Genomic DNA, 8,264 nt, shown 5'->3' with positions numbered 1-8,264 from the left:
GAGCGGCGCCGCCGCGGCGACCGGCTCGCCGGAGGCGCGCGCCGCCTCGTCGGGCGTGGCGGCCGGCGCGGCGCCGGGCGGCTGGGATGCCACCGCCCGGGCGCGGGCCTCCTCCGCCTCGGCCTCCTGCTCGGTGGGCACCTCCGGCACCTCGACGCGGTGCTCGCCCTCGGTGAGCTCGAACTCCTCCGAGAACTCGGGATCGCCGTAGACGTCGCCGACGTACAGGAACGCGGCCTTGTCGAGCCCGATGTCGACGAAGGCGGCCTGCATGCCCGGGAGCACGCGAACCACCCTGCCCTTGTAGATGTTGCCGACGATCCCCTTCTCGCGCTTTCGCTCGAGGTAGTACTCGTGGATGGTGTTGTTCTCGACGAGGGCGACGCGAGTCTCCGCGCCGGCCGCGTTGATCACGAGGATGCTGTTGCCCGCCATGGCGATGGTCCTCTCTCGCCCCGGGAAGGCGCGGGGAGAGCGAGGCCCGTCATCACGATGGGCCGCGACCGCGGGCGTCCGGGCGGTGCCGGGCGTCTCGGATCGGCTGTCGAGCTTCCGCTCAAAGCGTCGCGCTCCTCGCGCCCGGCGGCCGCGGTTCGTCGCGGCGCTGCGGGGCGCGCTGTAGTTCAGGCGTCCAGGTAGCGAGGCGCGCGCGGCTGACGGCCAGAAACCTGACCCTCGCCCGCCCTCGCGAAGCTGACGCCCTCCTTCAAAACCTTCACTCCCCTGGGCGGCTCCCCGTCCCCGAAGATCGCAGCCAGCACCTCGGCTGGCTTCGCGCTCCCGGAGGGATCCGCCCGCAAGCTGAACGCGACCGTGGCCGGGCCTTCGACGGCCAGGTGGGTCACAATTTCTTTCAAGTCTATCTCTCTTCCCTTCGTCTCCGCGACCTTCTGTCGCCGACGCCCGCGGCTCTTGGGGGGAGGCGCCCGGGTGACGACCGCCTGGTCGGCCTCGCCGAACCCGGCCACCCGATCCGAAAGGGTCCCCTCGTCCCAGCCCTCCCCCTCGAACTCGGCACGATAGTGGACGGCCCGGAGTGACTCGGAAATCGATGGGGCGTTCGCGTCCACGAGCTGCGCGTCGAGCACCCCGAGCCCCCCCGGGAGCTCCGGAGCGAGCCGGGCGGCCACCTCGGCCGGGTCGTGCTCGCCCGCGAGCTCGAGGTCCATGAACTCCGCCTGGCTCTCGATCCCCACCGCCAGCGCCGGGCCGAACGAGACGCGCGGCTTCGGGTGGTAGCCCTGCGAGTAGACGACCGGGAGCCCCGCGCGCCGGATGGCGCGCAGGAGGGTGTGCATGGTCTCGAGGTGCGACAGCGCGACGAGCCGGCCGAGCTTCGACCAGCGCACGCGCACCCGCGACCGGAGCGCCGGCTCGGGCGGGCGGGGCGGCGGGGGCGGCTCGGGGACGTAGTCCTTCGCGTCGTACGTCCGGTTCTTCACCACCTCGTAGTCGCACGCGCCGCACACGCTGCACGGGGCGAGCACGCAGTCCTCCACCTCGGCGAGGTTCCGCGCCGCGGCGAGCTGCTTCGCGAGGTAGGTCTTCGTCACGCCGCAGTCGATCCGGTCCCACGGCAGGACCTCGTCGAGCCGCCGGCGGCGGTGCGCGAACCAGTCGAGGCCGACGCCGTGCTCGCGCTCGCACGCCTCGAACGCCGCGATCCAGCGCCCCTCGTCGAACCACTCCGACCACCCGTCGAGCCGCTGCCCGCTGCGGTAGGCGGCGAGCACCGCGGTCGCGACGCGCCGGTCACCGAGGGCGAGGGCCCCCTCGATCGAGGACTGCCGCGAGTCGTGCGGCTTGAACTGGATCGCGCCGTTCCGGCCGCCGAGCGCGGCGGTGATGAGCGCCTGGCGCCGGCGGGTCTCCTCCGGCGCGATCATCGGCTCCCACTGGAACGGCGTGAACGGCTTCGGCACGAAGGTGGAGGCGCCGAGGTGGATCGCCGCGGAGCCCTGCCCCTTCGGCAGCGCTCGGCGCGCCGTGCCGAGGCACTTCCTCGCGAGCTCGGCGATGGCGACCACGTCCTCGTCGCGCTCCTCGGGGAGCCCGATCATGAAGTACAGCTTGAGCAGCGACCAGCCGTTCTGGAACACCGACTCGACGGCGCGGAGCAGGTCCTCCTCGCGGTTGCCCTTGTTGATGACGGCGCGCATCCGCTCCGTCGCGGCCTCGGGCGCGAGCGTGAAGCCGGTCTTCCGGATCCGCGCGATCTTCTTCGCGAGCGAGTCGTTCATCGTCTCGGTGCGCAAGGACGGCAGGCTCATCGCGATCTTCTCGCCCTCCCAGCGGGCGAGGAAGTCGTCGAGCATGCCGTTCAGCGGCGCGTAGTCGCCGGACGAGAGCGACAGGAGCCCCACCTCCTCGTAGCCGGACGCCTTGAGCCCGGTCTCGGCGAGCCCGAGCACCTGCTTCGGGTCGCGCTGGCGGGTCGGGCGCGTGATCATGCCGACCTGGCAGAAGCGGCAGCCGCGGGTGCAGCCGCGCTGGAGCTCGATCGGGAGCCGGTCGTGGATCGTCTGCATGAACGGCACGAGCGGCCGCGTGTACGCGGTCGTCGGGAGCGCGTTCAGGTCCGGCATCACGCGCCGCTCGACCTTCTCGTAGCCCGGCACGAGGGGCTCGAGCTCGGCGAGCGCGCGCGTCACCGGGTCGTATCGCGGGCGGAAGAGCGACGGGACGTACACCCCGGGGATGCGCGCGAGCCGGCGGAGCAGCTCCGCGCGCGAGGCGCCGCCGCGCCGGAACCCGCTCTCCGCGACCGCGTCCGCGATCTCGAGCGCTACCTCCTCGCCCTCCCCCACCGCGAAGCAGTCGAAGAAGTCCGCGACGGGCTCCGGGTTGAAGGCGCAGGGGCCGCCGCCCACGACGATCGGATCCTCGCCGCCGCGCTCCCGCGCGAGCAGCGGGATGCCGGAGAGCTCGAGCATCGCGAGCACGCTCGTGTAGGCGAGCTCGAACTGGAGCGTCACGCCGAGCAGGTCGAAGGCGCGGACGGGCGCGCGCGACTCGAGCGTGAAGAGCGGCACCCCCCGCGCGCGGAGCATGCCCTCCATGTCGGGCCAGGGCAGGAACACCCGCTCGCAGGCGATCTCGGGGCGGTCGTTCAGCAGGTGGTAGAGGAGCCGGAACCCGAGGTTGGACATGCCGACCTCGTAGGTGTCCGGGAACGCGAGCGCGAACCGCACGCGCGCCGCGGACAGGTCCTTCACCACGCTGCCGAACTCGCCGCCGACGTAGCGCGACGGCTTCTGCGCGGCGAGCACGAGCGCGTCGACCGCGGACGGGAGGTTCGCGTAGGGAGTCTTCATGGGTTCGCCGGGCCGCGGGTTCGAACCGCGCCTCGCCCAACGTCGTGTGGAAGCGCCGGATCCTACTCGCGAATCCGGCAGGGCTGGGGTTCGTAGCACAACCGCGCCGCCCGCGGCAACGCTGGAGGTGTCGCGCCCGGCCGGGGACGCGCACGCCCGGACGGCGCCTCAGCGGCGGACGGCGAAGGGCCCGAGGTCGCCCCCGTGCGCCCTCCAGGAGACCTGGACGTCTCCCACCCGCGCGGCCGGCGGCCCCCGCCCACACCAGCGGACGAGCGCCTCGACCTTCGCGCGCTCGCCCTCCGCCTCGGCCTCGACGCGGCCGTCCGCGACGTTCCTCACCCAGCCGCGGAGCCCCAGCCGGCGTGCCTCGTCCACGGCCGCCTGACGGAACGAGACCCCCTGCACCTCCCCGCTCACGAGGATGTGCGCGCGCACGAGATCGGCCATCACTCCTCCAGCATCCGCAGGAACTCCTCCTCGCCGACGACCTTCACCCCGAGCGACTGCGCCTTCTCGAGCTTCGAGCCGGCGTCCTCGCCGGCGACGACGAGATCGGTCTTGCGCGAGACGCTACCCGACACCTTGCCGCCCCGCCGCTCGACCTCGGCCTTGGCGTCGTCGCGGCTCATGGCGGCGAGCCCGCCGGTGAGGACCACGGTCTTCCCCGCGAACGGGCCGCGCGCCTCGATCGCCTCCGGCGCGGGCCGGACGCCGGCCGCGAGGAGCCGCTCGACCACGCGCCGGTTCTGCGGCTCGGCGGTCCAGGCGCGGATCTCGCGCGCGGTCTCCGGGCCGACGTCGCGCACCGCGAGGAGCTCGTCCTCGGTCGCGTCCATGAAGCGCGCGAGGTCGCCGAAGTGCCGCGCGAGCGTCGCCGCGGTCGCCTCGCCGACCTGCGGGATCCCGAGCGCGAAGAGCAGGCGTCGGAGCGTCGTGTCCTTCGAGCGCTCGAGCGCGTCGAGCATGTTCTGCGCGCTCTTCTCCGGGAGCTCCGCCTTCGCGTCCCGCTCCTCCTTGCGCGGCCGGCTGAACAGCTCCTGGAAGGCGCGGAAGGGGACCGCGTAGAGGTCCGCAAAGTCCCGCACGAGGCCGCGCTCGACGAGGCCGGCGGCGAGCTTGTCGCCGAGCCCCTCGACGTCCATGGCGCGCCGCTGGGAGAAGTGGGTGAGCCGCCCGACGAGCTGGGCGGGGCAGGCGGCGCCGGTGCAGCGGTAGACCTTCTCCCCCTCCTCGCGCACCACCTTCGCGCCGCAGACCGGACACACGGCGGGGAACTCGAAAGGGCGCTCCTCCCCGGTGCGCCGCTCCTTGAGCGGCATGACGACCTCCGGGATGACCTCGCCCGCGCGGCGCACGAGGACCCAGTCGCCCTCGAGGACGTCCTTGCGCCGCATCTCGTCCTCGTTGTGGAGCGTCGCGCGGGAGACCATCGCGCCGGAGAGCCGGACCGGCTCGAAGTCCACGACGGGCGTGAGGATGCCGGTGCGCCCGACCGACGCCCAGATGCGCCGGATGCGCGTCGCCTCCTCCTGCGGCGGGTACTTGAAGGCCACCGCCCAGCGCGGGAACTTGGACGCCGCGCCGAGCCGGCGGCGCCAGTCGAGGTCGTCCACCTTCACGACGACCCCGTCGGTGTCGTACGGGAGCGCGAAGCGCCCCTGCGCCATGCGATCCCGGTACGCCTTCACCTCCGCGATCCCCGCGCAGCGCGCGTTCGCCGGGTTCGTCTCGAAGCCGAAGCGGCCGAGCGCCTCGATCTTCTCCGTGTGGGTGCGCCAGGCGCCCGGCGCCGCCCGCGCGCCGCCGGGCTCCGCGCCGGGCACGAGCGCCTCGTAGGCGATAAAGGAGAGCGGGCGCCGCGAGGTCACGCGCCAGTCGAGCTGGCGGAGCGACCCGGCCGCCGCGTTGCGGGGGTTCGCGAACGGCTCGCCGCCGGCGCGGAGGATCTGCCGGTTCATCGCCTCGAAGTGCTCCTTGAAGAGGAGCACCTCGCCGCGCACCTCGACGCGCGGCGGGACCTCGCCGAGGAGCCGCTCCGGCACCCCCCGGTTCGCCCCCGTGCGGCCGACCGTGCGCAGGTTCGCCGTGACGTCCTCTCCGTTCACGCCGTCGCCGCGGGTCGAGCCCTGGACGAAGCGGCCGCGCTCGTAGACGAGCTCGACGGCGAGCCCGTCGAGCTTCGGCTCGGCGACGTAGCCCACCCGGACCTCCTCGCCGAGGCCGAGCAGGCGGCGCACGCGCGCGTCGAACTCGTCGAGCTCCTCGTCGGTCTGGATGTTCCCGAGCGAGAGCATGGGCTCGCGGTGGACGACCCGCTCGAACCGCTCGCTCGGCGCGCCCGACACCCGCTGGGTCGGCGAGTCGGAGGTGGCGAGCTCGGGGTGGGCCGCCTCGATCTCGGCGAGCTCCCGCACGAGCCGGTCGTACTCGACGTCCGCGAGGACCGGCCGGTCGAGGACGTAGTAGGCATGGTCGGCGGCGAGGATCCGCGCGCGGAGCTCCGCGGCGCGGACGGCGGCGGCGTCCCTGTCGGCATCGGCCGGCATGGCGCCAGGATTACGACCGGCGGGCCCGTCTTTCAATCGCTTCTTGGCGCGCGCTGCCGAAGCCTCGCGCGCTCGCCGTGAACCGCGCCTCCCGCGCACCTCCCCGGCACGCCCCGGGGAGCCGCGCGGGGCGCGGAGCCCGGAGCGGGCGGCGGCCGGGCGCGCCGTTGACACCTCGGGACGGGCCGCATACGTTTCCCGCCTCTCCTCCGGTTTCCTCACGAGACCGCCAGCAGTCGCGCACCCGCGCCGCCCGCCTCCCGACCGGGCGCCCCGCCTCCCGAGACAGACATGCCCGCCGCCGCTCAGCCCGCCGCGTCTCCCCCGTCGAGCCTCACCGACCTCAAGCACATGAAGGTCGCCGAGCTCGCGAAGCTCGCCCGCAGCCTGGAGATCGAGGCCGCCGGCGCGATGAAGAAGCAGGACCTCATCTTCGCGATCCTCCAGGCCCAGTCGAAGGTCGCCGAGGAGAAGAAGGAGGACATGGAGGTCGGCGGCGAGGGCACGCTCGAGGTGCTCCCCGACGGCTTCGGCTTCCTGCGCAGCCCCGACTTCAGCTACCTGCCGGGTCCGGACGACATCTACGTCTCCCCCTCGCAGATCCGGCGCTTCAACCTGCGCACCGGCGACACGGTGCGCGGGACGGTGCGCCAGCCGAAGGACGGCGAGCGGTACTTCGCGCTCCTCAGGGTGGACACCATCAACGGCGAGCCGCCCGAGGAGAACCAGTCGAAGGTCCTCTTCGACAACCTGACGCCGCTCTACCCGACCGAGCGCCTCGGCCTCGAGCACGATCCGAACGAGATGACGACGCGGGTCGTCGACCTGTTCTCGCCCATCGGCAAGGGCCAGCGCTGCCTCATCGTCTCGCCGCCGCGCGCCGGCAAGACGGTCCTCCTGCAGAACATCGCGCACGCGGTCACGACGAACCACCCCGAGGTCACCCTCATCGTGCTGCTCATCGACGAGCGGCCGGAGGAGGTGACCGACATGGAGCGGACCGTGAAGGGCGAGGTGGTCGCCTCGACCTTCGACGAGCCCGCCACGCGCCACGTGCAGGTGGCGGAGATGGTGATCGAGAAGGCGCGCCGCCTCGTCGAGCACAAGAAGGACGTGGTGATCCTGCTCGACTCGATCACCCGCCTCGCCCGCGCCTACAACTCGACCGTCCCGCCCTCCGGCAAGATCCTCTCCGGCGGCGTGGACTCGAACGCGCTCCACAAGCCGAAGCGCTTCTTCGGCGCGGCCCGCAACATCGAGGAGGGCGGCTCGCTCACCATCATCGGCACCGCGCTCGTCGACACCGGCAGCCGCATGGACGAGGTCATCTTCGAGGAGTTCAAGGGCACCGGGAACTCCGAGATCGTGCTCGACCGCAAGATGATGGAGAAGCGGATCTTCCCCACCATGGACATCGGGAAGAGCGGCACGCGCAAGGAAGAGCTCCTCCTCCCGGCCGACTGGCTCTCGAAGATCTACATCCTGCGCCAGACCATCCTGAACGGCCTCGACAACGTCGAGGCGATGAAGTTCATCCTCGACAAGTTCCGCCAGGTGAAGAACCACGAGGAGTTCTTCAAGATGATGGTGGGCGGGGGCAAGTAGCCGGGCGAAGGCGCCGGGCGCACGCCGGGGTTGACGCAACCCCCCGATCCGACTAGATCGCGCAGTTCCACATCACCGGGCCCGGACCATCGGCAGACCTGCCCGATGCAAGCGGCCCCGAGGTCACCATGAAGGAAGCGCTCCACCCCGACTACAAGACCGCGAAGGTCACCTGCGCGTGCGGGAACGTCATCGAGACCCGCTCGACGCGCGGCGACTTCCACATCGAGATCTGCTCCGCGTGTCACCCGTTCTTCACGGGCAAGCAGAAGATCATGGACACCGCGGGCCGCATCGAGAAGTTCAAGACCCGCTACGCGGCGTCGCCGGCGAAGGCCGAGGCGAAGAAGGCCGAGCCCGTGAGGGCGGAGCCGGCCAAGAAGGCCGAGGCGCCGAAGGAGAACCGCGCCGCGAAGCGCGCCAAGGCGGGCAAGGCCGCGAAGCCCAAGGCCGAGGCGGCGCCCGCCGAGCCGGCCGCCGAGGCGAAGGGCGAGTAATTCGTCCGCTCCGGTGCAGCGACGAGGCGGCGTCCCCCGGGGCGCCGCCTTTCGCTTTTCCGGAGCGGGTAGGCGCACCCCGCACCTTGAAGGCGCACGAGGGGACGGTCTACACGTCGCCCCCGTGCGGCAGGGGATCGTCGAGTACGCGGTCGTCACCGGGGCGCTCGTCGCGCTCGCGGCGGGGGCGATCGCGCTCTACGGGGACGAGCTGCGCGTGGCGCTCGGCGTGCGACCCCCGCCGGTCGCCGCCCGCCCTGCGCCGCCGCCCCCCGCGCCGCCGCCCGCGCCCTGACGGC

Annotated in this window: 6 protein-coding genes and 1 pseudogene; 3 read left to right on the top strand and 4 right to left on the bottom strand. The window is 72.6% G+C overall.

Features of this window, described 5'->3' with window-relative positions:
• From MNY62_RS24880 to ligA, 4 genes and pseudogenes are all read right to left on the bottom strand, one after another.
• Window positions 1–435, bottom strand: a pseudogene (locus MNY62_RS24880) (Rne/Rng family ribonuclease); the annotation flags it as partial.
• Window positions 436–623: 188 nt separating this feature from the next.
• A complete protein-coding gene (locus tag MNY62_RS24875; RefSeq protein WP_242347027.1) occupies window positions 624–3,314 on the bottom strand; it encodes a TIGR03960 family B12-binding radical SAM protein in 2,691 nt (896 codons plus the stop codon).
• Window positions 3,315–3,482: 168 nt separating this feature from the next.
• On the bottom strand, window positions 3,483–3,764 hold the full coding sequence (locus tag MNY62_RS24870; protein WP_242347026.1) for an acylphosphatase: 282 nt from the start codon (window positions 3,762–3,764) through the stop codon (window positions 3,483–3,485).
• Complete coding sequence (gene ligA / locus MNY62_RS24865; RefSeq protein WP_242347025.1) at window positions 3,764–5,863, bottom strand: NAD-dependent DNA ligase LigA; 2,100 nt, start codon at window positions 5,861–5,863, stop codon at window positions 3,764–3,766. The genes MNY62_RS24870 and ligA overlap by 1 nt, the downstream gene beginning before the upstream one ends.
• A 291-nt stretch (window positions 5,864–6,154) precedes the next feature.
• On the opposite strand from ligA, the gene rho reads away from it, so the two are divergent.
• The 3 genes from rho to MNY62_RS24850 all read left to right on the top strand — a co-directional run bounded on the left by rho (window position 6,155) and on the right by MNY62_RS24850 (window position 8,260).
• Entirely contained in the window at window positions 6,155–7,468 is a 1,314-nt protein-coding gene (rho, locus tag MNY62_RS24860; RefSeq protein WP_242347024.1) for a transcription termination factor Rho, read from the top strand.
• Between the two features lie 128 nt (window positions 7,469–7,596).
• Entirely contained in the window at window positions 7,597–7,965 is a 369-nt protein-coding gene (gene rpmE / locus MNY62_RS25760; RefSeq protein ID WP_242347023.1) for a 50S ribosomal protein L31, read from the top strand.
• Window positions 7,966–8,089: 124 nt separating this feature from the next.
• Window positions 8,090–8,260 carry a hypothetical protein gene (locus MNY62_RS24850; RefSeq protein WP_242347022.1) on the top strand — a complete coding sequence of 57 codons (171 nt, stop codon included), beginning with the start codon at window positions 8,090–8,092 and terminating at the stop codon, window positions 8,258–8,260.
• Window positions 8,261–8,264: the final 4 nt, after the last annotated feature.

The organism is Anaeromyxobacter terrae (assembly GCF_022690685.1).
GTDB lineage: Bacteria > Myxococcota > Myxococcia > Myxococcales > Anaeromyxobacteraceae > Anaeromyxobacter > Anaeromyxobacter terrae.
Note: the sequence above shows the minus strand (reverse complement) of the source record. Positions and strands in the feature narration are given on the sequence as shown.

What these genes read in the sequence shown, in the direction of transcription:
- MNY62_RS24875 (WP_242347027.1), bottom strand. Translation starts at nt 3,314, where the DNA reads ATGAAGACTCCCTACGCGAACCTCCCGTCCGCGGTCGACGCGCTCGTG.
- MNY62_RS24870 (WP_242347026.1), bottom strand. Translation starts at nt 3,764, where the DNA reads ATGGCCGATCTCGTGCGCGCGCACATCCTCGTGAGCGGGGAGGTGCAG.
- ligA (WP_242347025.1), bottom strand. Translation starts at nt 5,863, where the DNA reads ATGCCGGCCGATGCCGACAGGGACGCCGCCGCCGTCCGCGCCGCGGAG.
- rho (WP_242347024.1), top strand. Translation starts at nt 6,155, where the DNA reads ATGCCCGCCGCCGCTCAGCCCGCCGCGTCTCCCCCGTCGAGCCTCACC.
- rpmE (WP_242347023.1), top strand. Translation starts at nt 7,597, where the DNA reads ATGAAGGAAGCGCTCCACCCCGACTACAAGACCGCGAAGGTCACCTGC.